This is a genomic window from Actinophytocola oryzae (assembly GCF_004364325.1).
Taxonomy (GTDB): Bacteria; Actinomycetota; Actinomycetes; order Mycobacteriales; family Pseudonocardiaceae; genus Actinophytocola; species Actinophytocola oryzae.
In genome coordinates this window covers 206,830-232,701 of sequence record NZ_SOCP01000005.1, presented here as the reverse complement: position 1 = coordinate 232,701, position 25,872 = coordinate 206,830, and the positions used below count along the sequence as shown (strand labels likewise).

Sequence of the window (25,872 nt, the reverse complement as noted above, 5' to 3'; positions counted from 1 at the left end):
AGAGAGGGAGAGCCCAACTATGGGGCGAAGAGGCTCAATGAGCTGGCTCCGCCGCCGCGCCACGAGGACACTCGCGGTAGGGGCGGCAGTTCTACTCAGCACACCGCTGGCGCTCACAGCACCAGCCGCGGCAGTACCGGCACCTGCCGCGACCGCTGCGCCCGCGGTTGCTGCCCAGGTCAACGTCCTGATCTTCCACGGTCCGGCCGCCGACCAGCTCGACCCGGTCACCCGCGCCTCCGACGCCATCTCGAGCCTGGCGTCGCAGAACGGGATCACCCCGACCGTGTCGACCGACCCGGCCGTGTTCTCGGACGCGAGCCTGGCGAAGTACCGCGGTGTGGTCTTCCTGTCCGCCACGGGTATCACGCTCACCCGTGAGCAGGAAACCGCGCTGCAGAACTACATCAAGGCGGGCAACGGCTTCCTCGGCGTCTCCGACGCGGCCCGCGCGCAGGCGGACTCCACCTGGTTCACCGGCCTGATCGGCACTCGCCCGATCGGCAGCCGGCCCGAGCCGGAGGCCGTCACCTCGGTCACCGCGAGTGCGGAGAACCCGCCGAACGAGACCAAGGAGAAGCTGGCCGACAACAACCCCCAGACCAAGTGGCTCACGTTCAACCCGACCGGCTGGGTGGCCTACAAGATGCCCGCCGCCGTCGTGGTCTCGAGCTACTCCATGGTCTCGGCCAACGACACCCCAGGCCGTGACCCGCAGAACTGGACCCTGCAGGGCTCCAACAACGGCACCAGCTGGACGGACCTGGACACCAGGACCAACCAGGCGTGGGACGAGCGTTTCCAGACCAGGAAGTTCTCGTTCACCAACACCACGGCCTACACGAACTACCGGCTGAACATCACCCAGAACGCCGGCGAGCCGCTGGTCCAGCTGGCCGACCTCAACCTGTTCAGGGAGGGCGCGGAGGCCCCGCCGCCGCCCGACCCGGCAGTGCAGCAGGCGACGATCGACGTCCTCGACCGGCAGCACCCCGCCAACGCGGGCTTCGGCTACAACTGGGTGCACACCGACCGCTACCTGAACTGGGACCCGAGCCCGGTCGGCACGGTCCACACGATCGCCCAGGTCGAGGAGAAGACCTACAACCCGGGGGTCGGCGCGAACGGCGCGTACCACCCGATCTCGTGGTGCCGTGACTACGACGGCGGCCGTTCCTTCTACACCGGCATGGGCCGCACCGAGGCGAGCTACAGCGAGGACACCTTCCGCAGCCACATCCTCGGCGCGCTGAAGTGGACCACCGGCATGGTGCGTGGTGACTGCAAGGCCACCATCGCGTCGAACTACAAGGTGGAACGCCTGTCCGCGCGGAACGCGACCGGCCAGCTCGACCAGATCGGCGAGCCGCACGGCCTCACGATCGCGCCGAACGGCCGCGTGTTCTACATCGGCAAGGCCGCCTGCGCCGGCAACACCGTGCCCCAGCCCAACGACTGGACCAACGCGAACATCGGTCTCGGCTGCGGCACGATCCACCAGTGGGATCCCACCACCAAGCAGGTCAAGCTGTTGACGACCCTGCCGGTGATGGGCAACCGCGGCAGTGGCGACGAGCTGGTCAAGAACGAGGAAGGTCTGGTCGGCATGACGCTCGACCCGAACTTCGCCAGCAACGGCTACTTCTACGTCTACTGGATGCCGCACGCGTCGATCAACAGGGACACGCAGGTCGGGCAGCGCACCATCTCGCGCTTCACCTACAACGCGACGACCCAGACGATCGACCAGGCCACCCGCAAGGACCTCCTGCAGTGGCCGGCGCAGATCCACAGCTGCTGCCACGCGGGCGGCGGCATGGCGTTCGACAACGACGGCAACCTGCTCGTCGGCGTCGGCGACAACAACTCGTCGGAGGGCAGCAACGGCTACTCCGGCAACAACTGGACCGCGAACTACAAGGGTCTGTCGTTCCAGGACGCCCGCCGCACCTCGGGTAACTCCAACGACCTGAACGGCAAGGTCCTGCGGATCCACCCGGAGGCGAACGGCACCTACACGGTCCCCGCCGGGAACCTGTTCCCCGAGGCCAACGACCCGGGTGACAAGACCCGGCCGGAGATCTACGTGATGGGCGTGCGCAACATCGCGCGCATCGCGGTCGACCCGGAGACCAACTGGCTGACCGCCGGCTGGGTCGGGCCGGACGCCGCCTCGCCGAGCCCGGAGCTCGGCCCGGCCAAGTACGAGACGGCGACGATCATCACCTCGGCAGGCAACCAGGGTTGGCCGTACTGCATGGGCAACAAGCAGCCCTACCGCGACCGCAGCAGCAGTGACGCGGCCGTCCTCACGGGCTGGTACGACTGCGACAACCCGATCAACACCTCGCCGCGCAACACCGGCCTGGTGAACCTGCCGCCGATCCGCAAGAACATGATCTGGTACTCGCCCGACGGTGGCGGCCCGGTGTTCCCGAACCGGCCGAACAGCAACATCCCCACCTATGTCGCGGCGGACGCCACCTACACCGAGCCGTACGTCAAGGGCGGCAACCAGGCCATCATGTCGGGCCCGACCTACCACTACGACCGGGTGAACCAGAACAGCGGTGTCGCCTGGCCGAAGTACTGGGACGACAAGTGGTTCATCGGTGACGAGGGCAACGCCAACAACCGCAACGCGGTGACCGTGGACCCGGCGGGGGTGCCCGACGCCCAGCCACCGGTGTTCGCGGAGTCGCTGAGCAAGATCATCCCGGGTGGTGTCGGTGACAACCGGCTCACGAGCTGGATGGACGCCAAGTTCGGTCCGGACGGCGCGCTGTACATGCTGGACTACGGCAACGGCTTCTTCACGCTGGACCCCGCCAACCAGAAGCTGATCCGCATCACCTACACCGGAGGCGCCGCCACCCCGGTGCCTGCCGCGACGAACACCGCCGTGCAGAACAAGCCGCTGACGTACACGTTCAACGGCTCCAAGGGCGGTGGCGTGTCGTGGAAGTGGGAGTTCGGCGACGGCTCGATCTCGACCGAGGCGAACCCGAAGCACACCTACACCCGCACGGGTCCGTTCACGGCCAAGCTGACCACGACCTACGCGGACGGTGAGGTCGTGACCTCGCGGACCGCGGTGAACGTGGGCTGCCTGACGTCGGACTCCAACACGACGGTGACGTTCGGCGACGTCGACACGACGGTGGCGAACAAGAACGCGGGCGGTGGCTGCAAGGTCGACGACCTGATCGACGACGAGAGCACCTGGTCGTCGCACGCGGGCTTCGTCTTCCACGTGGAGACCGTGGCGGACGGCCTCGTCGACCTCGGCATCCTGAACACCAACCAGCGTGACAAGCTCGTGGACGCCGCCGAGGCGTCACCGATCGGCACGCCGGGCAACGCCGGGTACGACGCGTTGTACGACGGCACGCCCGCGTCCTTCCAGAACTGGGCGCAGGCACCGGATGGCGGGTTCTCGATACAGCCGGACGGGTCGATCAGGTCCGCTGGTGGACTCGGAATGCTCTGGTACGCGAAGCAGCCGTTCAAGAACTACTCGCTGAAGCTGCAGTTCAAGGACATCGCGCCAGGGGACTTCCGCGCCAACAGCGGTGTGTTCGTCAGGTTCCCGGACCCGAGGACACCGCTGGCACAGCGCCCGCCGGGCAGCTGTGGCACGGTCGGCTCGGCACGCACGTCGCAGGCGTGGGTCGCGATCTTCTGTGGTCAGGAGATCCAGATCTACGACGGCGCGACGGGCGAGGTCCAGAAGACCGGGTCGGTCTACAACTTCGACCAGCGCACTCTCGACCAGGCAGGCGCGAAGCCGAAGAACACGTGGAACGACTACGAGATCAAGGTCGTCGGGCAGCACTACACGATCATCCGCAACGGCGTGGTGATCAACGAGTTCGACAACACGCCGGGACAGCAGTCGTCCCGCGCGGGTGACCCGCCGACGGATCTGCGGCAGTTCGCCGAAGGCTACATCGGCCTGCAGAACCACAGTGACAACGACCTGATCGAGTTCCGCAACATCCGGATCAAGCAGCTGTAGAGCGCGGCGTGGCCGGGCGGCGCCTCCCGCACCGCCCGGCCACACCCCTTGGAGGACTTCCTGACTATGTCCCGACGTCTCATCGCCGCGTTGGGCGCGGCGGTCGTCGTGCTGGGGCTGGTTTCCATGCCAGCCTCGGCGGGCGCCGCTCCGCCTCCGCAGGCCGCGACCGCGGCCGCAGCACAGACTCTGACGTGGACCGCAGGCGACAGCCAGGCGGCCTACACGTCCGCCCCGACCACCGCGGTGGCCGGGGAGACCACGATCGTCTTCGAGAACAGCGAGGCGACCGGCAACACCACCGGTATGTCGCACACACTGACCTTCGACACCTCGACACCCGGCTACAACAACGACGTCAACGTCAACATCCTGGCCAACCCCTTCGACGCGGACAACGGCCACCACGAGGTGACCGTCACGCTCACCCCGGGCAAGTACCGCTACCACTGCGTGATTCCCGGCCACAGCACGATGACCGGCGAGTTCACGGTCACCGGTGGCGGCGGTGGCGACGACACCACCGCGCCGACGGTCACCGCGACGGTGGCAGGCGACCAGAACGGTGACGGCGACTACGTCGGCTCCGCCACGGTCACGCTGGACGCGACCGACACCGGCGGGTCCGGTGTGGACAGTGTCGAGTACCAGCTCGACGGTGGTACCTGGACGACCTACACCGCACCGGTCGCGGTGAGCGCGGTCGGCGACCACACGGTCGGCTACCGCGCGACCGACGTGGCAGGCAACACCTCGACGGAGGGCGCCACGGCCTTCACCGTCGTGGCGGGCGGTGGCGGTGACACGACAGCGCCGACCGTGTCCGGTTCCGTTGCCGGCGCACAGGACGCCGACGGCAACTACGTCGGCTCGGCGACCGTCACGGCCACCGCGGCCGACGAGGGTTCCGGTGTCGCCTCGGTCGAGTACCAGATCAACGACCTCGGCTGGAACCCCTACACGGCACCGGTCCAGGTCACGAACCCGGGCCAGTACGTGGTGCTGCTGCGGGCGACCGACGCGGCAGGCAACGTGGGCAGCGGTCAGGTCTCCTTCGAGGTGGTGGCAGCACCGAGCGACACCACCCCGCCCACGGTCAACGCCGAGGTGACGGGTGACCAGAACGACGACGGCGACTACGTCGACGTGGCGACGGTGACCCTGTCCGCGACGGACACGGGTTCCGGCGTGAAGTCCGTCGAGTACAAGCTCGACGACGGCGCCTGGAGTGCCTACACCGCGGCGATCCCGGTGAACGCGCCCGGCGACCACATGGTCGGCTACCGGGCGACCGACAACGCCAACAACACCTCCGACGAGGGCATGGTGATGTTCGCGGTCGTCCAGGAGGACGCGGACGCCCCGACGGTCACCGGCCAGGTAGTCGGCCAGCAGGACGCGAACGGGGCGTACGTCGGCTCCGCGATGGTGACGCTCACGGCCACCGACGCGGGTTCCGGTGTGGCGTCGGTCGAGTACAAGCTGGACGGCGGTGCCTGGACGGCCTACACGGCCGCGGTCCAGGTGTCGACGCCGGGCGCCCACACGGTCGCCTACCGCGCCACGGACGAGGCAGGCAACGTCTCCGCGGAGGGGACGCTGACCTTCACCGTGGTCGCGGGCGGTGCCGACCAGACGCCACCGTCGGTCTCGGCGCTGGTGTCGGGCACGCAGAACTCGAGCTGGGAGTTCCTGGACGGTGCGACGATCACGGTCACCGCGCTGGACACGGGTTCCGGCGTCGGCTCGGTCGAGTACAAACTGGACGGTGGTGCCTGGACCGCGTACACGGCCCCGGTGACCGTCGACTCGGCCGGTGACCACACGTTCTCCTACCGCGCGACGGACAAGGCGGGCAACACCTCCGCCGAGCTGTCGGGTTCCTTCACCGTCGTGGAGGACTCGCCGGGCCAGGGTCCGGACGTGTGCCCGAGCTCCGACGTGCGCGACACGGTGTACGTCGGTGACGTGGACAGCCAGGTGGCGAACGTGGACACCGGCAACGGCTGCACCATCAACGACGTCATCGACGAGGACGCGGGCTGGCAGACGCACAACGACTTCGTGCGTTACGTCAAGTCGGTGACCAAGGAGCTGGTACAGAACGGAGTCATCGACAACGACGCACGCAACCGGATAGTCGCGGCGTCGATCGACTCGACAGTGGGTGGCGAGGCCGCGGCCAAGGCCTGACCTCCCAACGAGAAGCGGTCCCCCAGGACAGTCACCGCCTGCCCTGGGGGACCTTTCGCCTGTCCGAGGCGCCATGCTCGATCGTCCAGACGTGAGACGGCTTGCTAACGAGTGTCACGCGAACGTCGATGACACCCGTGGCCCGGCGGGCGCCGAGCCGATCACGAACCTGGGGAGTAAACACATGTCATCTCTTTTACGTCGGTCGATGGTGGCCGCTCTCGCCACCGTGGTCTCGGGTGTCGGTCTGGTGGCCGTGGCGGCACCCGCGGCCGCCGCGCCCGTCGAGTACGGCACCCTGACCTTCAGCGGGGATCCGGGTGACTACATCTCGGGCGGCAACTCCTACGAGTACGACACCCTGGACGGCGACGCGCTCAACGTGTCCTCGGACGCCCGTGCACTGGTGTCCATCTCGGTCGACAGCACGACCGGCGACTGGTGGTACCTCGACTTCGCCGCCCCGAACGGGCAGCAGCTGACCTCCGGCGCGACCTACACCGCCACGCGGTACCCGTTCAACGGCACGGGTGCCGGGTTCGACCTGAGCGGCAACGGTCGTGGCTGCAACACACTGACCGCCACCTTCACCGTCATCGAGGCCACGTTCGACGCGAGCGACGAGGTGGAGTCGTTCCACGCGAGCTTCGAGCAGCACTGCGAGGGTGGCCCGGCGGCGGCACGGGGCGAGGTCCACATCGGACCGGCACCCACCCCGCTCGAGCTGAAGCCGACGATCGCGAGCCAGGGGACGGTCAGCCCGGTCAGCGGCCGGGCACGCGTCAACGGCGAGGTGAGCTGCACCCAGCCGGTGACCGTCGCGCTCGCGGGTGACCTGTCCCAGGTGGTGGCCGGCCGGATCGTGCGTGGTCCGCTGTCCCTCTCGGTCTCCTGCACGCCCGGCGCCACGGTTCCGTGGACCACGATCGTCACCCCGTCCGGTAGCCGTCCGTTTGCCGCGGGCCGCGCGGAGGCCGCGCTGACCGCCACCGCCTACGACCTCGCCTACGACCGCGAGGTCTCGACGTCAGTCGCCGACATCACCGTCCTGATCGAGAACTCGCCGCCGTCGGCCGCGAGCTTCTGATCCGGTGAGCCCCGGTGCCTGGGACGCGCGACGTCCCAGGCACCGGGCGGTTCAGCCCAGCCGGACCGGCAGTGCGGCCGCGGAGTTCGAGAAGAACGACGGCACCGGCGGCAGCTCCGCCACCGGGACCGCGAGGCGGAGGTCCGGGTAGCGCTCGAACAGAGCCGGCAGCGCCACGTTGGCCTCCAGTCGCGCGAGGTGCGCGCCGAGGCAGACGTGCGGGCCACCGCCGAAGGCCAGGTGCTTCTCGGGCTTCCTGGTGATGTCGAAGGAGTCTGCTTCGGCGCCGTGGTGTGCCGGGTCGCGCCCGACGCCGCTGAACGGCGCCAGGATCGCCTCGCCCTTCGGAATCGACACCCCCGCGATCTCTATGTCCTGCAAGGGATACCGGGCCGGGAAGTTGCCGATCGGGGCGTCCCACCGCAACGTCTCCTCGACCACGTCGGACCACAGTGAGTCCTTCCTGGCCAGTGCCAGCTGGTCCGGGTGCGTGAGCAACGCCCGCACCCCGTTGACGATCAGGCTCAGCGTGGTCTCGTGGCCCGCGGTCAGGAAGAGCCAGATCGTGTCGATCAGCTCCTCCTGCGTCAGCGCCTCCTCGCCCTGCTCGCTCAGCTCGATCAACGCCGAGGTCAGGTCGTCGCCCCGCTCCGCACGGCGCAGCTCCACCAGGCGCTGCAACGTTTCATGTCGTTCCTTCTGCACGGCGACGACCTCCTCCGGTGTCGCGTTCGTGCGGAAGATGCTGTCCACCAGCTCCCGCAGTCTCGGCCGCCAGTCGACCGGCACCGCGAACAGCTCGCAGATCATCTGCATCGGCACCGGGTAGGCGAAGTGCGGTCGCAGGTCCACGACACCGTCGTCGGAAGCGTGTGACGGCAGGGAGTCCAGCAGGGACGACACGATCGCCTCGAGGCGGGGGCGCAGGTCCTCCACCCGGCCCCGGGTGAACGTCCGCGTGACCGGGCGACGCAGCCGCGTGTGGGTCTCGGCGTCGGAGGTGACCATGTTCGTCACCTTGATCATGCCGATGAGTGGCCACTCGTCGCCGACCTCACCGGACTGGATCTTGTTCCAGTTGCGCCAGTCCTTGCTGACCAACGGGTTCGTCACGAGCGAGGCGACGAGGTCGTGCGTGGTGACGGCGAAGACCGACACGTCGCCGGGGAGGATGACACGTACTACCGGGCCCAGCTCCCGCATCCTCGCCGCTTCCCCGTGGTGGTCGGTACCCATGGGGTCGAGGTGCATGCTGGGAACGGTGACCGACTCGGTCATCGGGAAGCCTCCTGCGCCTAGGAAGGAAGTGGCGGTGTGAAGCGAACCGGCAGACTGGCCGGGCACCGCGTCCAGGGGGAGGGCAGCAGCATCACATCGTCGGCCGGGATCGCCAACGTCACATCATGTAACCGGTGCAGTGCGGTGTCGACCGCTATCCGTGTGATCATGCGACCCGGCCGCTGTGCGGGACAGGCGTGCGGGCCTGCACTCCACGCCAGGTGCGACCGGTTGCCGACCTCCAGCCACGCGTCGTCGGTGTGGACACGGGGATCGTTGTTCGCCGAGGACAGCCCCAGGATGATGGCGTCGCCGCGCTGCACGTGCGCGCCACCCAGCTCGCAGTCCACGAGTGCGTAGCGGGCGGGCATGTTGGACATCGGCGGGTCACGCCACAGGACCTCGTCCAGCGCGTCGTCGATGCCGAGGCGCCCACCACGCATCCGGCCCGCGAACCGGCTGTCGGTCAGCATCAGCCGCAGTGTCTGGGCGATCCACGTGGTCGTCGTCTCGTAGCCCGCGGAGATCATGAGCACGATCGACTGCTGGATCTCGAAGTCGTTGCGCAGGTTGGCGTGCCGCAGGAACGCGGTCGTCAGGTCGTCCGTCGGCGCGTTGCGCCGCGCGGTCATCACGCCGGACAGGATGCGCTCGAGCTGGTGCGCGGCGGGCTGTGAGTCCTCCGCGGAGCTGAACAACGCGATCAGCGCGGCCCGCAGCTCGTGGCCCTGCTCGCGGCCGATGCCGAAGAAGCCCGCCACCGTCAGCATCGGCACGACCGCGGCGTAGTCGGCGACGAGGTCGGCCTTGCCCTGGGACTCGAACTCCCGCAGGAGGTCGACGCACGTGGCGCGGATGAACCGGGCCATGCGGTGCTCGTCGAGGCTCTCCAGGCCGTCGTCGATGGGCCCGCGCAGCCGCCGGTGCTTCTCGCCGTCGGCGAAGTAGGCGTTGTCGCGCGGGAACATCATGGGTCCGAGACCGGAGTCCGCCGCGACGACACCCTCGGAGAACAACCGCCAGTTGTTGGGGTCGCGGGAGAACAGCTGCTCGTTGCGCACCACCTGGCAGATCTCGTGGTGCCCCATGACGAGCCAGGCGTGGATGCCCGGCTCCAGCTCGACGGGTGCCACGACACCCCACCGCTCCTGCAGGTCGCGGTAGGCGCCCTGCGGGTCGGTCGTGGTGGTGGTCGTCGCCAGGTTCTGCAGGCCGGTCATGTCGGCCAGTCTCTGGCGGTGCCTGCGGGTTGCGGATGGCATCAGGTGAGCGCCTTCTGCGGTGTCGGGTGATGGAGCGCGTGTTCGACGAGCTTGATCAACGCCTGTGCCGACGACTCCTTGTCGCGGGCGTCGCACTGCACGATCGGGGTGTCCGGCAACAGGTCCAGTGCCTCGCGCAGCCGCTCGGTGTCGTAGCGGGGCGCGTCGGGGAAACCGTTGACGGCCACGGCGAACGGCATGCCGGTGCGGGTCTCCAGCTGGTCGAAGACCTCGAAGCTGTCCTCGAGCCTGCGGCTGTCGATCAGCACGAGCGCGCCGACCGCGCCGTCGGACAGGCCCTCCCAGAGGTCCCAGAACCTGCGCTGGCCCGGGGTGCCGAACAGGTACAGCACGACCTCGGAGCTCACCGTGATCCTGCCGAAGTCCATCGCGACCGTCGTGGTCGCCTTGTCGTCGAGGCCCATGAGCGAGTCGATGCCGACGCTCGCCGAGGTCATCGTCTCCTCGGTGCGCAGGGGCGCGATCTCGGAGACCGCCCCGATGAGCGTCGTCTTGCCGACCCCGAACGCGCCGACGACGAGGATCTTCACCGACTGGGCGACGGTGGACGCCACATAGCGCCCGGCATCGTCGTCGGCCGAGTCATCGGCCCAGTCAGAGTTTGCGGAGGCCATCAAGCACCTTCTCCAGAAGTTCAGCTGGTGGCGGGGTGTGGCGTGGCGCGGAGCGGATCTGCAGGTGCCCGCTGTCGACCAGGTCCGACGCGATCACGACCACGAGGCTCACCGGCAGGCGAAGGTGTGCGGCGGCCTCGGCGAGCGAGAGCATGCCGCCGCACATCTCGAGCAGTGCCTTCTGCTGGCTCGTCGGCGCGATCGGACGTGGCGCGTCCGGGTCCACCACCAGCAGGGTCTCGGGTCTGATCGTGTTCCGTGACGGGTGCGCGCGGCCCGAGGTCAGGACGTAGGGCCGCACGGGGTGGTCGTTGTAGTCCATAGGCCTCTAGCCAGTGCGTGTCGGGGTCGAGAGCGTCCGCTCGCCGATCATGAGCACCTGGGCCTGCATCTGCTGCGCGATGAGCGCCGGGTCGATGACGGACTCGGTGACCACCGCGAGCCGCGAGCCGTCGCCCGCACCGCGCACGAACAGGTAGCCGCCGTCGAACTCCACCATGACCTGCTTGGACCCGACTCCGGTGCCGAACTCCTTGCTGATCCCCTGGCCGAGCGCGGAGAGCCCGGCACACGCGGCCGCCAGCTTGTCCGCGGTGTCCTGCGGGGTGTGGTCGGTTCTGACCTTCAGCAGCCCGTCGGAGGTGAGCACGACGACGTGGCGAACGCCCCGCACCGCCCTGATCAACTCCAGCATCCAGCTGTTGTCGACGGGATGGGTGCCACCGGTGCTCATCTGGGGTCCTCCGAGTTTTCTGTGTCTGTCCTGTAGACCGGGTAGTCCGGGTCGCTGTGGTGTTCCTGGCCGTTGGTGGACGCCGTGCCGGACAGGAACGCGTTCATCCACTGGCCCGCCTGCTCGGGGTCCTCCTCGACGTCGCGCTCCGCGGGCCAGTCCACGGCCGGCTGCGGCCGGGGCACCGTGTGGCCCCTGCGGGAGCGGCGGCGGGGGAGCGCGGGGAGGTCGTCGTCGCCGGTGGGGGCGAGCGGCGGCAGTGCGTCCTCCACGTTGACCTGGCCGCTCTGCGTCTCCAGTTCCCAGTCCTCCGGCTCCCTGGGGGCGGGCGCGGCGAGGGCGTGCCGCTCCGGGCGGCGGGCGAGCGCGTGGGCGCCCGGTGCGACCATGCCGGAGGGGGCGAGGGCCTCGGTCAGCTCGGTCGGCACGAGCACGATCGCACGCAGGCCGCCGTAGACGGACTCGGTGATGTCGACGCGGAAGCCGTGCCGTCGGACGTACGCGCCGACCACGGGTAAGCCGGTCTGCGGGATCTCGCCGAGGTCGGAGATGCCGACCGGCCGGTGGCCGGACGCGATCTCACGCACCTGCTCCAGGCGCTTGTCGTCGAGGCCGACCCCGCCGTCGTCGATCTCGATGACCGCGCCGCGCTGGACCTGCCGCAGGGTGACGAGCACCTGCGTGGTCGGCGGGGACGACTGGGTGGCGTTGGCGAGCAGCTCGGCGACGAGGTGGATCAGCGGCTCGACGACGCGCGCGGACACGGCGACGGCCGGGTCCCCGGAGACCTCGACGCGCTGGAAGGCGGTGATGCGGCCCGCGGCGCCACGCACGACGTCGCCGATCGGCAGGGCGTCGTGCCACTGCTGGCCAGGCCACTCGCCGCAGAGCGCGGCCAGGGTCTGCGCGTTGCGGGCCTGCTGGGCGGCGGCGTGGTCGACACGCATGCTGCTGTGGAGGATGTCCGGGTCGGTGGGGTGGTGCACCACCATCCGCGCCGCCTCCTCCTGGATGCGGTGCGCGGAGGCCTGGACCTTGCGGCCCAGTGAGACGACGGCGGCGGACACGGCGTCCTGACGGGCCATCTGGTCCTCGCGCAGACGGCCGAGGTACACGGCGGCCTGGCCCGCGAGGTGCGCGGCGATGTCGTCGCCGGCGAGGTCGGGGAGCGGGGGCGGCACCGTGCCGTTGACCAGGGCCGGGAGTTGGTGTTCCACAAGGCTTTCCAGCGCGACGTGCCTGGCCTCGGCGAGCGCGGCGAGGTTGTGGTTCTCGTCGTCGAGCCGAGCCAGCTCGTCGAGGTGCTCGCGTCCGGCGCGCGTGGTCCGGTACGCCCCGGCCGCGACGACGGCGATGGCGATGGCGCCGACCACGAGCCACGCCACGATCCAGACCGGCGAGCCGAGCTCGTGGAAGATGAGCGGGGAGACCGCGACGTAACCAGTGACACCGGCGATACAGGTCCAGGGGCCCGAGTGCCGTGGCGATGACGACACGGACGATGAGGCTGTCATGATCACCTTATGGTCGAGATTCGGGGGGACCGCGCTGCTCACCCACAGCGGTGCCACGTCACCCACCGCAGTACGCCGTAAGCAGCGAGGTACGAGGTTATCCCATACCGTCAAGCTGCGCTGTTCACCAGATCGATGGATTTTCGGCCCATGACGGAAAATGCCCGTTACCCGTATTCGGGGCGTACGGCCCATAAGTGCTGCTGCCGCACGGCTGTACCGGTGGACGGCTGCCGGCGCACAACGTGATCAACCGCTTGGCCCAGCGTTTCGCCGTGTCGGGAACGACAGTGGTGTCATTGCTCACGCGTGGCGCGGGTCGATCACGCGACGGTGGGGGGACCAGGCATTTCGCCCTGTCCCGCCATGCGCCCCGGATCGCGTTCCGGAGTGCCGCGGGACCGGCCGGGCGTGTCCACGCTTGATAACACTGCGGACACGCATCCTGGCCCGGGGTGATCATCGGATCTATCGTATCCGGCACTGTCCCTCGATCACGTCAGACAAGCGTCGGTCACGCCAAACAACGAGGTAGGGCTGCTATGTCGTCAGACAAGCCAGGCGGCCGGGCCAGCGGGCTGGTGTTCAACCCGTGGAACCTGGTTCTGCTGATCCCGTTCATCGTCCTGCTGACACCGCTCTACAACAGTCGGACGCCGGAACTGTTCGGGATGCCGTTCTTCTACTGGTTCCAGTTCGCGGTGATCATCATCGGCGTGCTGTCCACGATCACCGTCTACCGGATGACCCGGAAGGCGCCAACGACCCGGGCGGGCGGCGAGACCGCTGACGTGGACGCCCTCGACGAGGGGAGCGCCGAGTAATGCAGTGGACAGAGCTCATCATCTTCATCCTGCTGTTCGGCCTGGTCACCGTGCTCGGCTTCGTCGCGGCCCGCTGGCAGGCCGCCGACAACCTCGACCACCTCGACGAGTGGGGCCTCGGGGGGCGCAAGTTCGGCTCCTGGATCACCTGGTTCCTCGTCGGCGGTGACCTCTACACGGCCTACACGTTCGTCGCCGTGCCCGCCCTGCTGTTCGGCGCGGGTGCGGTCGGCTTCTACGCGCTGCCGTACACCATCGTCGCCTACCCGCTGGTGTTCCTGCCGGTGCTGCGCATGTGGTCGGTCTCGCGGGCCCGCGGCTACGTGACCCCGGCAGACTTCGTGCGCGGCCGCTACGGCTCGCCGCTGCTGGCGCTGATCGTGGCGGTCACCGGCATCGTCGCGACCATGCCCTACATCGCGCTGCAGCTGGTCGGGCTCGAGGCCGTGCTGCGGTCGATGGGCTTCAACGCCTCCGGCTTCCTCGGCCACCTGCCGCTGCTGATCGCGTTCGTCATCCTGGCCGTCTACACCTACCAGTCCGGCCTGCGGGCGCCCGCGCTGATCGCGTTCGTCAAGGACATCCTGATCTACCTGGTGATCCTGGTCGCCGTGATCTACCTGCCGATCAAGCTCGGCGGGTGGAGCGAGATCTTCGGCGCGGCGGAGGACAAGCTGTCGGCGACGAACCCGGCGACGGGCAAGCCCTTCGGCGACGTGCTGCTGAACTCGAACAACCAGCTGCAGTACGCGACGCTGGCGCTGGGTTCGGCGCTCGCGTTGTTCCTGTACCCGCACTCGGTCACCGGCGTCCTCGCCTCGCGCGGCCGGGACGTGCTGAAGCGCAACATGTCCGCGCTGCCGGCGTACTCGCTGCTGCTCGGCCTGCTCGCGCTGCTCGGCTACGTCGCGATCGCCGCGGGCACCAAGCCGATCACCAACAACGCCACCGGCCGCCCGGACGGCAACACGGTCATCCCGGAGCTGTTCAACGGGCAGTTCCCGTCGTGGTTCGCGGGGATCGCGTTCGCCGCGATCGGCATCGGCGCACTGGTGCCCGCCGCGATCATGTCGATCGCCGCGGCGAACCTGTGGACCCGCAACGTCTACAAGGAGTTCTTCCGCAAGGGCGCGACGCCGAAGGACGAGGCCAAGCAGGCGAAGGTCGCGTCGCTGGTGGTCAAGTTCGGCGCCGTCCTGTTCATCGTGGTGATCGATCCGCAGTACGCGATCGACCTGCAGCTGATCGGCGGCGTGATCATCCTGCAGACGCTGCCGTCGGTCGCGATCGCCCTGTACACGCGGTGGCTGCACCGCTGGGCGCTGGTCGCGGGCTGGGCGGTCGGCATGCTCTGGGGCATGGTGATGCTCTACGGCATCCCCAACCCGGCGACCGGCCGCGCGCACTTCGGCGGTTCGGCGCTCGCGCTCGACAAGCTGAGTGTCTTCGGGTGGCACCCGTTCGCGGGCTCGATGGTCCAGATCTACGTCGGTTTCGTCGCCCTGGTGGCGAACCTGCTGGTGGCGGTGGTCGTGACGCTGGTGATCCGGCGCACGAGCGTCTCCAACGGCACCGACGAGACGACCGGCGAGGACTACCACGTCGACGAGCACGACGAGAACCTGCGGCCTGTCGCCGCACACTGACAAGACATCGTTCCAGAAAGCCCTTAACGGGACAGAATTCTGTCCCGTTAAGGGCTTTCTGGATTTTGTACGCATCCGTGATCGACTCGGCTTGTGCAGATGCACGTGCAGATGCAGAATCAGTGACTTCATATCAAGGTCCGCCATCCGCGGAAGGGGAGACCTGCGATGGCTGTAGGGGAAATCAAGCTCGGAAGTGGGCCGACACCCGTATTACGTGTGCCGTCGCCGCCGGTTCTCGAGTGGCTGGAACTGGGTGCCGACGACCGGACGCCCCGGTTCATCGGCCTGACGAGCGACCTCGGCCGCTCGTTCGACCCGTTCGGTGACGGCAAGCGGATCACCAGCGGTCACGCGTACGCCGGGAACGACGCGGCGGTGGCCTGGACGTCGGTGTGCCGGGACCCCCTCGGCGGGGCATTCCGGCAGAGCGTCGAGACGTTCGCCGAACGCTGGCGTGCCGTGCGTGGCAGCGCTCCGGCAGAGCCGTGCCACTACGTCAGCTTCGGCCCGGGTGACGGCCGCAAGGACGGCGTGGTGCTGTCCGACCTCTCGACCGTCAACCGGGACCTGTGCTACCTGCCCGTCGACACGAGCGTGGAGCTGCTGCACCTGGCGATCCGCGGTCTCGTCCGGCGCGTCGGCCTGCCGACCGACCGCGTGATGTCCCTGCCGTGGGACTTCTCGTTGACGGAGTCGGTCTCGGCGCTGCGCCGCCTGCTCGACGAGATGTTCGGGTCGACCCCCGTGCTGTTCTCGTTGCTGGGCAACACGATCGCCCACTTCGACAACGACGTCGAGGTGCTGCGGCTGCTCGGTTGCCTGCTGAACCCGGGGGACCGCCTGCTGTTGGAGGTCGAGGCGACCGCGGCCGTGCTGCCGCAGCTGGCCGCGCCGGCCGCCGACGAGCTGGCGCAGAGCCCCGCGTTCCGCGAGTTCGCCACCAGTGCGCTGCGCCACCACACCGACCTGCACCCCGGCTGGGACGACGTGGAGTTCACCGGCGGGGTGGAGTCCGACCGGGCACTGGTGGTCAAGACACTCCACCGGGCCGACGAGGACACGGTCCTGACCCTGCCGAACGGCGCCACGACCCGCTTCGCTCTCGACGACACCGTCCGGGTGGGTCTGTCGCGCAAGTACTCGGCACTGGGCCTCGCGGAGCTGGTGGCGGGCGCGGACCTGTCCATCGTCGGCGACAAGTGCACCAGGACCAGCGGACCGTTCGGGCTCGCGCTGCTCATGCTCGAACGACCCGAGTGACACGGTCGCCGGGGAGTCAGTCGACGGCGAGGCCCTTCAGGAGCGGGATGTAGATCTCGTCCACGATGGCCTCGACGGCGACGGTGGGGATGCCCTCCCGGCTGAACATGGCCTCGGAGCGGATCAGGTCCACCGGCATGCGCAACACGCGCCGGGTGAGGGGGACCGGCCGCATCTCGCCCCTGGCGACCGCGTTGTCCACGATCGTGGACAACGACTGGTGCATCGGCCTGGTCTCCAGCCGGTTGCGGAGGAAGTCGACGACCTCGGGATGGCGGAACGCCTCGCCCATGACGCCCGCGATGGTCTCGCTCATCATGCCGTTCACGCGACGGGCGATCCGGTCGAACAACCACACCAGGTCGGCTCGTAGTGAACCCAAATCGGGTATTGCGGGGTCAATCGGGATCCGGTCGGCCCAGGCGGCGATGACCAGCTCCGCTCGGCTCGCCCATCTGCGGTAAATGACGGGTTTGCTGGTCCCCGCCCGTTTTGCCACCGCCTCTATGGTTAGAGCTGTGTAGCCCACCTCGCTGAGCTGCTCCCACGTGGCGTCCAGGATGGCTCGCTCAAGCTCGGCGCCGCGGCGCCGCGTCTTGGTCTCGGTCACCCTGCTCCCTAAGATACGTTGCGTTTCTTACGTGGGTGGTCTACCTTGGCACAATATTAGACACGGGTCGTTTCTTCCCAGGGGGGAACGTTGCTGAACCGCTTGCTGGTGTTCTACCTGCGGCCGTACCGCAAGGAGCTGACGGCCATCCTCGCGCTGCAGCTCGTCGGCACGATCGCGTCCCTCTACCTGCCGAGTCTCAACGCGGACATCATCGACAACGGTGTCGCGCGCGGGGACAACGGCTACATCCTGTCGACCGGCGGCTGGATGCTGGCCGTCTCGCTGGTGCAGATCGTCTGCTCGGTCGTCGCCGTGCGCTTCGGCGCCCGCACGGCAATGGCCTTCGGGCGGGACGTCCGGTCCGGCATCTTCCACCGCGTCGGCCAGTTCTCCGCCCGCGAGGTCGCCACCTTTGGCGCACCGTCGCTGATCACCCGCACCACCAACGACGTCCAGCAGGTCCAGATGCTGGTCGTCATGATGGCCACGATGTTCGTCACCGCGCCGATCATGTGCGTGGCCGGCGTGATCATGGCGCTCCGCGAGGACATCGGCCTGTCCTGGCTGCTCGTGGTGTGCGTGCCGGCGCTGATCATCTGCATCGGCCTCATCGTGTCGCGGATGGTGCCGCAGTTCCGGCTCATGCAGGACCGCATCGACCAGGTCAACCGGGTCCTGCGCGAGCAGCTGACCGGCATCCGCGTGGTCCGCGCGTTCGTCAGGGAGAAGGCGGAGACCACCCGGTTCGCCGACGCCAACGAGCGGCTCACCGACACCGCGGTGCGGGTCGGCAGGCTGCAGGCGATGATGTTCCCGACGGTGATGCTGATCCTCAACGTGTCGAGCGTCGCGGTCCTGTGGTTCGGGGCCCACCGCGTCGACGACGGTGAGATGCAGGTCGGCGCGCTCACCGCGTTCCTGTCCTACCTGCTGCAGATCCTGATGTCGGTCATGATGGCCACCTTCATCTCGATCATGATCCCGCGCGCTGCCGTCTGTGCCGAGCGGATCATGGAGGTGCTGGACACCGACTCGTCGGTCAGGGACCCCGAGAGCCCGGTCGTCGAGCTGCCGACGCGGGCCGAGGTCGAGTTCGCCGGCGTCGAGTTCCGCTACCCCGGCGCGGCCGACCCCGTGCTCCGCGACATCTCCTTCCGCGCGGAGGCCGGCAGGACCACGGCGATCATCGGCAGCACCGGGGCCGGCAAGACCACACTGGTCTCGCTGATCCCCCGGCTCATCGACGTGACCGGCGGCGAGGTCCGGATCAACGGCACCGACGTGCGCACGCTCGACCCCGACGTCATGCGGTCCAGGATCGGGCTCGTGCCCCAGCAGGCGTACCTGTTCACCGGCACCGTCCGGTCCAACCTCCAGTACGGCAAGGGCGACGCCACCGACGAGGAGCTGTGGGAGGCGTTGACGATCGCGCAGGGCAAGGACTTCGTGACCGAGATGGGCGGGCTGGACGCCACCATCGCGCAGGGCGGCACGAACGTGTCCGGCGGCCAGCGGCAGCGGCTCGCGATCGCGCGGGCACTGGTCCGCAAGCCGGAGATCTACCTGTTCGACGACGCGTTCTCCGCGCTGGACCTCGCGACCGACGCGGCGCTGCGTGCCGCGCTCCGGCCGCACACCCAGCACTCCGCGGTGCTCGTGGTGGCCCAGCGCGTGTCCACGATCCTCGACGCCGACCAGATCGTGGTGCTGGAGAACGGCGAGGTCGTCGGCGCGGGCACGCACCGCGAACTGATGGACACGTGTCCAACCTACGTCGAGATCGTCGAGTCCCAGCTCACCCCGGAGCAGGTCGCATGAGTACACCAACCGCCACCCGCAGGCCGCCGCCCGGTCCGATCGGGCGTGGCTTCCCCGGCATGCAGGGGCCCGTCAGCAAGGCCGACGACTTCGGCACGTCCGCGAAACGGCTCCTCAGGAGGCTGCGGCCGGAACGCGCCAGCATCGCGCTCGTCGTGACGCTCGGTGTGGTGGCCGTCGGCTTCAACGTGGCCGGACCGAAGGTCCTCGGGCACGCGACCGACATCATCTTCGACGGCGTCATCGGCCGCTACCGCGGCCTCCCCGACGCCGGCATCGACTTCGGCGCACTCGCCACGGTGCTCTCGTGGGTGCTCGGGCTGTACCTGACGTCATCGCTGTTCAGCTTCGCGCAGGGCAGGCTGCTCAACACCGTCGTGCAGCGCGTGATCTACACGCTGCGCGAGGACGTCGAGGCCAAGCTGCACCGGCTGCCGCTGCGGTACTTCGACGGCCAGCCCCGCGGCGAGCTGCTCTCCCGCGTCACCAACGACATCGACAACATCTCGACCACGCTGCAGCAGACCATGAGCCAGCTGATGATCTCCGTGCTCACGGTGATCGGCGTGCTGGTCATGATGTTCACGATCTCGCCGCTGCTGGCGCTGATCGCGTTGCTGGTCATACCGGTGTCGGTGTACCTGACGCGGGTGATCGGCAAGCGGGCGCAGAAGCAGTTCATCGCGCAGTGGAAGCACACCGGCCAGCTCAACGCGCACATCGAGGAGTCGTTCACCGGGCACCAGCTGGTGAAGGTGTTCGGGCGTCAGAAGGAGTCGGAGGAGGAGTTCCGCAAGCGCAACGAGGAGCTGTACCAGGCCTCGTCCGGCGCGCAGTTCGTGTCCGGCCTGATCATGCCGTCGATGATGTTCCTGTCGAACATCAGCTACGTGCTCATCGCGGTGGTCGGCGGCCTGCGGATCACGTCGGGGACCATGACCCTCGGCGAGGTCACCGCCTTCATCCAGTACTCGAGGCAGTTCACCCAGCCGCTGACGCAGGTCGCGTCCATGGCGAACCTGCTGCAGTCCGGGGTGGCGTCGGCGGAGCGCGTGTTCGAGCTGCTCGACGCGGAGGAGCAGGAGCCGGACCCGGCCGACGCCTCGCTGCCCGCCGAGCGCAGGGGCCGCGTCGAGTTCGAGGACGTGTCGTTCTCCTACCGCGCCGAGCAGCCGCTGATCGAGAACCTGTCGCTGGTGGCCGAACCCGGCCAGACGGTGGCGATCGTGGGGCCGACCGGCGCAGGCAAGACCACGCTCGTGAACCTGATCCTGAGGTTCTACGAGCTGGACGCCGGCCGGATCACCCTCGACGGCGTGGACATCACGGCGTTGAAGCGGGAGGACCTGCGTTCCCAGATCGGCATGGTGCTGCAGGACACCTGGCTGTTCGGCGGGACCATCCGCGACAACCTGGCGTACGGCAAGCCGGGTGCCACGGAGGAGGAGATCGTCGCGGCCGCGCAGGCGACCTACGTCGACCGCTTCGTCCGCACCCTGCCGGACGGCTACGACACGGTCATCGACGAGGAGGCCTCGAACGTCTCCGCCGGTGAGAAGCAGCTGCTGACCATCGCACGCGCGTTCCTGGCGAGCCCGTCGCTGCTGATCCTCGACGAGGCGACCAGCTCCGTCGACACCCGCACGGAGTCGCTCGTGCAGCACGCGATGGCGGCGCTGCGCTCGTCGAGGACCAGCTTCGTGATCGCCCACCGGCTCTCCACGATCCGCGACGCCGACCTGATCCTGGTCATGGAGTCGGGCCGCATCGTGGAGCAGGGCAACCACGAGCAGCTGCTCGAACAGCGCGGTGCCTACCACCGCCTGTACTCCGCGCAGTTCGCCGCGCCGGTGGAATGACCGGCACGGCCCTCGTCACCGGAGCCGGACGCGGCCTGGGTGCGGCGATCGCCGCCACCCTGGCCGCGCACGGCTGGTCGGTGGCGGTCAACGACCTGGACGCCGAGTCGGCCGACAGGGTGGCGTCCTCGTGCGGTGGCGTTGCCGTGCCGGGCGACGTGACCGACGAGGACGCCGTGACCTCGATCGTGGCGTCCGCGTCGGACCGGCTCGGCCCGGTCGGCTGCCTGGTGGCCAACGCGACCGGTCCACAGCCGGTCGTGGCGCTCGCCGACCTGACCTGGCGCACGCACCTCGACCAGTTGGAGTTCTTCGTCAAGAGCCCCACCCTGCTGGCTCGGGCCGTCGTACCGGGCATGACTGCCATCGGCGGCGGCCGGATCGTCAACATCGGCTCGGACATGCCGGACCGGGCGCTGCCCGGCTGGTCCGCCTACTCCGCCGCCAAGGCCGCCCAGCTGGCGCTGACCCGCACGTGGGCCCGTGAGCTGGGCCCGGCCAACATCACGGTGAACGTGGTCGCACCGGGCTGGATCCCGGTGGAACGCCACGCGGACGCGACCCCGGCCGAACGGGCGGCGTACGCCTCGGAGGTGCCGTTGGCGCGGCTGGGCACGCCGCAGGACGTGGCGGAGACGGTCGCGTTCCTCGCCTCGGGCGAGGCGGGCTTCATCACCGGGCAGTACTTCCCGGTCAACGGCGGTCATACCATCGCGCGCTGACGCTCCCGTGCGGCACACTGGCCAAAAGCCGCTGGGGAGGCGACATGCCCGTCACGAAGACGCTCGCCCGGGTCCAGGCGCTGGCCGCGTCGTGGACGGCGGGGGACTTCACGCTGGAGCCGGTCACCGCCGAGATCGGCACCGGCAGGCTCGTGGCGATCATCGGGCCCAGCGGTGCCGGGAAGACGACGCTGCTCGAACTGCTCGCCGGCGTGCGCACCCCGTCGAAGGGGCAGGTCACGAACCCGCCGGAGGTCGGGTTCGTGCCGCAGGACGACATCGTGCACACCCACCTCCCGCTCCGGCGCACACTGTCCTACGCGGCCAGACTCCGTGGCGAGCACGAACCCGCGACCGTCGCCGAGATCCTCGAGACGCTCGGGCTGACGCAACGCGCCGCCGCGACCGTCGGCACGCTCAGCGGCGGCGAGCGCAAGCGCGCCAGCATCGCCGTCGAGCTGCTCGCGCGGCCGGACATCCTCTTCCTCGACGAGCCGACCAGCGGCCTCGACCCGGCGACCGGCCGAGACCTGTTGCGCCACCTGCGTTCCCTCGTGGACGGTGGCAACACCGTCGTGCTCACCACGCACACCCCCGGCGACATCGCGTTGTGCGACGAGGTGTTCGTGCTCGACGGCGGGCGCCTCGTCTACGCGGGCACGCCGTCGCGGATGCTCGAGCACTTCGGCGTGGCCACCGCGGAGGAGGTCTACGACCGGCTCGGGGGCGACCCACCCGAGTGGTCACCGGCGGCCGTCGTCTTCGAGCCGCCCCAGCCGGTGCCGCAACGCCACCGCGTCTCCGCCTTGCGGCAGTGGTGGCTGCTGACCGCACGATCCGTGGAACTGCTGGCCCGCAACAGGGTGACGCTCGCGATCCTCATGGGTTCGCCGGTCGTGATCGCGTTGATGTTCCTCATGCTGTTCCGCCCCGGGGCGTTCGAGCAGACGAACCCCGTGCCCAACACGACCGTGATGATCCTGTTCTGGATCGCGTTCGGCGGGTTCTTCTTCGGCCTCACCTACGGGCTCTCCCAGATCTGCGACGAGTTCGCCATCCTGCGCAGGGAAAGCCGTGCGGGGCTGCGGGTCGCGCCGTACCTCCTGTCCAAGGTGGCCGCACTGCTTCCCCTGCTGTGCCTCGTGGACGCGCTGCTGCTCGCCCTGCTGTCGGTCACCGACCGGCTGCCCGCACTCGACCTGGCAGGCGACGCGCGGCTGTTCGGCACGGTCGTGCTCGCGTCCCTGTGCGCGCTGACGCTCGGACTGCTGTGCTCGTCGTCGGTCAACAACCCGTCGCAGGCCGCCCTCACACTGCCCATGCTGTGCTTCCCGCAGGTCCTGTTCGTCGGCGCCTTCCTGCCCGTGCCCGTGATGGCGGACGTCGGGCGCTACCTGAGCTACGCGATGAGCAACCGCTGGGCGTTCGAGGCCCTCGGGCACACCGCCGGCCTGCCGGAGCTGTGGCGGGACGGCGGTTCCCAGCTCGGCCCGCCGCTGCTCGCCTCCTACGGCGACACCTTCGACCACCCACTGTGGGTGGACTGGTCGCTGCTGGCCGGGTTCGCCGTGCTGTTCGCGGCCGGTGCCGTGCTCGTGCTGCGGCGCAAGGCCGGCCCGGCCAGATGACCGGGTTCCTGGTCGACTTCCCGGAGTACCAGGACACCGCGAGGCTCGACGACCTGCGGGCGAGCCATCATGAGGCCGAGCAGCACCACCTGTTGTCGTCGGGCAGCCGGATCGCCACGACCCGACCGGCCCGCAACAGGTCCTCCGCGCCGAGGGGGACGAGCCGTGTCGGACTCGCGCCGAGCGCCCTGAGGTCGGCACCCGACACGAGGTTGGGAGCCAGGTACAGCACGTTGACGAGCACGAACAGCGCGAGCACCGCGGGAAAGGCGATGCCGAGCGGGTGCGTCGGATAGACGAGCGCCAGCACGAGAAGGGCGAGGACGACCCAACGCACCGGGTTCTGCAACGACTTCCTCGGCGCCAGTAGCAGGTCGTGGAGCACCGGTTGGTCGGTTACCGGCACGCCTGCGCGTGGCTCGTAGAGCCCGACCTGGTCACGGGTGGGTGTGGTGTCGGGTGAGATGTCCAAGGCTGCCCCCAGTCGCGGTTCAGCCTTCTGTCGCGGGGATTCCGCCCGGTGCTACCGAGAACGGGCCGGGACCTGTCGGCCCCGGCCCGCGGTGTTCCGACCGCCTCAGCCGACCGGTTCGATGACTCTCGTCTCCTCGTTCGCGTTGACTTCCTCGCGGGTGCGCAGGAAGCGCGGCGTCCACCAGTTCGCCCTGCCCAGCACCGTCATCAGCGCGGGCAGGAGGACCGCGCGGATCAGCGTCGCGTCGATCAGGATCGCGACGGCCAGGCCGACGCCCATCTGCTTCATGTCGATGGTGCTCAACGTCGCGAAGATCGAGAACACGCCGACCATGACCGCGGCGGCGCTCGTGACCACGCCCGCCGACCTCGTGATGCCTGCGGCCACCGCGTCCTTCGTCGACATGGTGCCCGTCGCCTCACGGATGCGGCTCACCACGAACACGTGGTAGTCCATCGAGAGCCCGAACAGCGTCACGAAGAGGATCACCGGCAGCCACGCGGTGATGCCGCCGGTCGACGTGAACCCGAGCACGCCCTCGGCCCAGGTGTTCTGGAACACCAGCACCAGCACGCCGTAGGCGGCACCGGCCGACAGCAGGTTCAGCCCGATCGCGCTCAGTGCGATCACCGGCGCCCGGAAGGCCCACAGCATCACCAGGAACGTCAACAGCAGCACGAACCCGATCACCCACGGCAGCGCGTCGGTCATCGACGCCACGAAGTCGTTCTCGCCCGCGGTCTGACCGCTGACCGCGAACTCGGCGCCGCTGACGGTGCCGATGGTGGCGGGCACCAACGTCCCACGCAGCCTCGCGAGCGACTGGTCTGCCTCGGCGGACGCGCCGTCGAAGGGGATGCCTGCCGAGATCAGGTAGATCCGGCCGTCCTTGGCGGGCGTGACCGTCGGCGGGCGGTCGTGCGCGAAGCCGGGGTCGGCCGCGATCCGCCTGAGCAGGTCGTCGACGGCCGCCCTGCCCTGTGCGGTCTGGTCGGCGGGAACCCGCACGGCGATCTGGTGCGAGGCGCCGGTGCTGGGGAAGGCCTCGGTCATCCGGTCGTAGGACCGCATGATCGGGATGCTGCGTGGCAGGTCGGCCTCGCCCGGCGAGTTCAGCGTCATGCTGAACGTGGGCACCGCGAGCCCGGCCAGGACGCCGACGGCGATGACGAGGGTCGTCCTCGGTGCACGCAGGCTCGGCTTGAGCACGGCCCGCCAGAAACGCGAGTCACCCGTTCTCCGCATGGAGAACCGCCACAGCAGTGGCACGCGGGGCTTGTCGACGAACCGCCCGAGCTTGGCGAGCAGTGCGGGCAGCACGGTGATCGACCCGATCATGGCGGCGAGCACGACGAGGATCGTGCCGACGGCGATCGAGGAGAAGACGACGTCGTCGACCACGAACATGCCTGCCATCGCGACGGTGACGGCGATGCCCGACACGACGATGGCGTGCCCCGACGTGGCCGCCGCGATCTCGACCGCGTCGACGTGCCCCGCGCCCCTTGCTCGTTCCTCCCGGTCCCGGCGGACGTAGAAGAGCGAGTAGTCGACACCGACGGCCATGCCGATGAGCAGGATCATGCTGCTGGTGTTGTCCGTGGCGGGAACCAGCTGGGAGGCCAGCGCCGAGAGCCCGAGCGCGGCCCCCACCGCGGACATGGCCAGCAGCACGGGAACACCCGCGGCGATCACGGCGCCGAAGACGACGAGCATGATCACGAGCGTGACCGGGATGCTGATCAGCTCGGCCTTCTGGAAGTCGTCGCCCAGCGTCGCGGAGAGCGCCTTGTCGAGCGACGCGCCGCCGACCTCCTCGATCCGCAGGCCGGGGTACTGGTCCTGCACCGAGGCGGTCGCGTCGAGCAGGGCGTCGACCCGCTCGTCCGCGGTGTCCGGGTCCCCGGCGATCTCGACGTTCACCAGCACGGCCGTGTGCTTGGGCGAGGGCAGCGGGTCACTGACCTCGCCGACCTCGGCCAGCCCGTCCATCGCCGCGCGGACGTCAGCGGCGGCGGTCATGGCCAGGCCCTGGTCGAGGGTGCCGTCCTTGGCGGAGATGAGCACGTTCTCGGTCGCGGGCCTGGTGAAGCCCGCCTCGTCGACGATGCTCTGGTAGGTGGCGAGCTCGCCGGTGGGGTTGTCGTCGAAGTCGGCCTGCCTGGTGCCGGTGATCTGCCCCGCCCCGATGCAGATCGCCACGAAGAGCAGCCAGGCGCCGATGGCGCGCCAGGGATGTTCTGCGCTCCATCTCGCGACCCGCACGGTCAACATCGGTTTGCCCATCGGGGCCCCCTCAAAAGT

19 protein-coding genes are annotated in these 25,872 nt (G+C 69.1%); 10 read left to right on the top strand and 9 right to left on the bottom strand.

The features are described 5' to 3' along the window. Nucleotides 1-19: 19 nt before the first annotated feature. The 3 genes from CLV71_RS15680 (at nucleotide 20) to CLV71_RS15670 (ending at nucleotide 7,298) form a co-directional block, all read left to right on the top strand. On the top strand, nucleotides 20-4,018 hold the full coding sequence (locus tag CLV71_RS15680) for a ThuA domain-containing protein (protein WP_133903490.1): 3,999 nt from the start codon (nucleotides 20-22) through the stop codon (nucleotides 4,016-4,018). Between the two features lie 66 nt (nucleotides 4,019-4,084). Then, the gene (locus tag CLV71_RS15675; protein ID WP_133903489.1) at nucleotides 4,085-6,211 is read left to right on the top strand and encodes an OmpL47-type beta-barrel domain-containing protein; all 2,127 of its coding nucleotides are present in this window, start codon (nucleotides 4,085-4,087) and stop codon (nucleotides 6,209-6,211) included. Nucleotides 6,212-6,395: 184 nt separating this feature from the next. Further along, nucleotides 6,396-7,298: a hypothetical protein gene (locus CLV71_RS15670; RefSeq protein ID WP_133903488.1), complete on the top strand. Its 903-nt coding sequence runs from the start codon at nucleotides 6,396-6,398 to the stop codon at nucleotides 7,296-7,298. 51 nt (nucleotides 7,299-7,349) lie between these two features. On the opposite strand, the gene CLV71_RS15665 is transcribed toward CLV71_RS15670, so the two are convergent. Genes CLV71_RS15665 through CLV71_RS15640 form a run of 6 tightly spaced genes read right to left on the bottom strand, consistent with a single transcriptional unit; the run spans nucleotide 7,350 to nucleotide 12,720 of the window. Next, nucleotides 7,350-8,576, bottom strand: a complete 1,227-nt coding sequence (locus tag CLV71_RS15665) for a cytochrome P450 family protein (RefSeq protein WP_133903487.1) — start codon at nucleotides 8,574-8,576, stop codon at nucleotides 7,350-7,352. A gap of 17 nt (nucleotides 8,577-8,593) precedes the next feature. Beyond that, nucleotides 8,594-9,838, bottom strand: a complete 1,245-nt coding sequence (locus CLV71_RS15660) for a cytochrome P450 (RefSeq protein WP_133903486.1) — start codon at nucleotides 9,836-9,838, stop codon at nucleotides 8,594-8,596. Further along, nucleotides 9,838-10,473, bottom strand: coding sequence for a GTP-binding protein (locus CLV71_RS15655; RefSeq protein ID WP_133903485.1), 636 nt, complete (start codon nucleotides 10,471-10,473; stop codon nucleotides 9,838-9,840). Before CLV71_RS15655 ends, CLV71_RS15660 begins: the two co-directional genes overlap by 1 nt. After that, nucleotides 10,454-10,795, bottom strand: a complete 342-nt coding sequence (locus CLV71_RS15650) for a DUF742 domain-containing protein (RefSeq protein WP_133903484.1) — start codon at nucleotides 10,793-10,795, stop codon at nucleotides 10,454-10,456. The genes CLV71_RS15655 and CLV71_RS15650 overlap by 20 nt, the downstream gene beginning before the upstream one ends. A gap of 6 nt (nucleotides 10,796-10,801) precedes the next feature. After that, on the bottom strand, nucleotides 10,802-11,206 hold the full coding sequence (locus tag CLV71_RS15645) for a roadblock/LC7 domain-containing protein (RefSeq protein ID WP_133903483.1): 405 nt from the start codon (nucleotides 11,204-11,206) through the stop codon (nucleotides 10,802-10,804). Next, nucleotides 11,203-12,720 carry an ATP-binding protein gene (locus tag CLV71_RS15640; RefSeq protein WP_208297579.1) on the bottom strand — a complete coding sequence of 506 codons (1,518 nt, stop codon included), beginning with the start codon at nucleotides 12,718-12,720 and terminating at the stop codon, nucleotides 11,203-11,205. The genes CLV71_RS15645 and CLV71_RS15640 overlap by 4 nt, the downstream gene beginning before the upstream one ends. A gap of 542 nt (nucleotides 12,721-13,262) precedes the next feature. Between CLV71_RS15640 and CLV71_RS15635 the strand changes: the two genes are divergently transcribed. The 3 genes from CLV71_RS15635 (at nucleotide 13,263) to CLV71_RS15625 (ending at nucleotide 16,453) form a co-directional block, all read left to right on the top strand. Beyond that, entirely contained in the window at nucleotides 13,263-13,544 is a 282-nt protein-coding gene (locus CLV71_RS15635) for a DUF3311 domain-containing protein (RefSeq protein WP_133903482.1), read from the top strand. Beyond that, nucleotides 13,544-15,190, top strand: coding sequence for a monocarboxylate uptake permease MctP (gene mctP, locus CLV71_RS15630; protein WP_133903481.1), 1,647 nt, complete (start codon nucleotides 13,544-13,546; stop codon nucleotides 15,188-15,190). The genes CLV71_RS15635 and mctP overlap by 1 nt, the downstream gene beginning before the upstream one ends. 168 nt (nucleotides 15,191-15,358) lie before the next feature. Next, nucleotides 15,359-16,453 carry an L-histidine N(alpha)-methyltransferase gene (locus CLV71_RS15625; protein WP_133903480.1) on the top strand — a complete coding sequence of 365 codons (1,095 nt, stop codon included), beginning with the start codon at nucleotides 15,359-15,361 and terminating at the stop codon, nucleotides 16,451-16,453. A gap of 16 nt (nucleotides 16,454-16,469) precedes the next feature. Here CLV71_RS15625 and CLV71_RS15620 read toward each other — a convergent pair whose 3' ends face one another. Beyond that, nucleotides 16,470-17,063 (bottom strand): TetR/AcrR family transcriptional regulator, encoded by a 594-nt coding sequence (locus CLV71_RS15620; protein ID WP_133903479.1) that lies wholly within the window; start codon nucleotides 17,061-17,063, stop codon nucleotides 16,470-16,472. 90 nt (nucleotides 17,064-17,153) lie between these two features. On the opposite strand from CLV71_RS15620, the gene CLV71_RS15615 reads away from it, so the two are divergent. From CLV71_RS15615 to CLV71_RS15600, 4 genes are read left to right on the top strand one after another with little or no spacing between them, the layout of a single operon-like run. Further along, a complete protein-coding gene (locus tag CLV71_RS15615) occupies nucleotides 17,154-18,884 on the top strand; it encodes an ABC transporter ATP-binding protein (protein ID WP_133903478.1) in 1,731 nt (576 codons plus the stop codon). Continuing rightward, complete coding sequence (locus tag CLV71_RS15610; protein ID WP_133903477.1) at nucleotides 18,881-20,743, top strand: ABC transporter ATP-binding protein; 1,863 nt, start codon at nucleotides 18,881-18,883, stop codon at nucleotides 20,741-20,743. The genes CLV71_RS15615 and CLV71_RS15610 overlap by 4 nt, the downstream gene beginning before the upstream one ends. Further along, nucleotides 20,740-21,465, top strand: a complete 726-nt coding sequence (locus CLV71_RS15605; protein ID WP_133903476.1) for an SDR family oxidoreductase — start codon at nucleotides 20,740-20,742, stop codon at nucleotides 21,463-21,465. The genes CLV71_RS15610 and CLV71_RS15605 overlap by 4 nt, the downstream gene beginning before the upstream one ends. A 44-nt stretch (nucleotides 21,466-21,509) precedes the next feature. Then, nucleotides 21,510-23,093: an ABC transporter ATP-binding protein/permease gene (locus tag CLV71_RS15600; RefSeq protein WP_133903475.1), complete on the top strand. Its 1,584-nt coding sequence runs from the start codon at nucleotides 21,510-21,512 to the stop codon at nucleotides 23,091-23,093. A gap of 67 nt (nucleotides 23,094-23,160) precedes the next feature. Here CLV71_RS15600 and CLV71_RS15595 read toward each other — a convergent pair whose 3' ends face one another. Together CLV71_RS15595 and CLV71_RS15590 are read right to left on the bottom strand one after the other, a co-directional pair. Further along, nucleotides 23,161-23,565 (bottom strand): hypothetical protein, encoded by a 405-nt coding sequence (locus tag CLV71_RS15595; RefSeq protein ID WP_133903474.1) that lies wholly within the window; start codon nucleotides 23,563-23,565, stop codon nucleotides 23,161-23,163. 105 nt (nucleotides 23,566-23,670) lie between these two features. Next, complete coding sequence (locus tag CLV71_RS15590; RefSeq protein WP_133903473.1) at nucleotides 23,671-25,854, bottom strand: MMPL family transporter; 2,184 nt, start codon at nucleotides 25,852-25,854, stop codon at nucleotides 23,671-23,673. Nucleotides 25,855-25,872 lie beyond the last annotated feature (18 nt).